The 390-nt window shown below is 42.3% G+C and carries 1 rRNA gene; it reads right to left on the bottom strand.

The features are described 5' to 3' along the window. Positions 1-277 precede the first annotated feature (277 nt). Positions 278-390, bottom strand: a 23S ribosomal RNA gene (locus tag KI375_RS27080); the annotation flags it as partial.

The following is a 390-nucleotide window of genomic DNA, read 5'->3' as shown; positions in this document are numbered from 1 at the left end:
GGTGCTGACTTCTGCGTTGCTCACAGGATGTGAGCGATCTTAGCAGAAGATCCTCTAAATGCTATATAAAAAGAGAGTTATTCTCTCAAAACCAGATAAAGAAGAAGATAAACGAGAAACAACATTATTAGATCCAGCTACAACGCCTATCGACTAGCAAACTTTTACGCTTCTTCCTACGATAAGTCAACATCGGCTCATACTTCGCCGTGTTTCCTTTATCTCGTCAGAATCTAGAAAGTTTGTACGTCAATGAACAGGCATTTTCGCCTTTCATTTGATTAAGTCCTCGACCGATTAGTATCCGTCAGCTACATGTGTCACCACACTTCTACCTCGGACCTATCAACCTGATCATCTTTCAGGGGTCTTAAGGCTTACGCCTAGGGA

It is taken from the genome of Bacillus sp. J14TS2 (assembly GCF_018333015.1).
GTDB lineage: Bacteria > Bacillota > Bacilli > Bacillales > Bacillaceae_C > Lederbergia.
The sequence above is the reverse complement of the archived record's forward strand: the minus strand, read 5'-3'. Positions and strand labels throughout refer to the sequence as shown.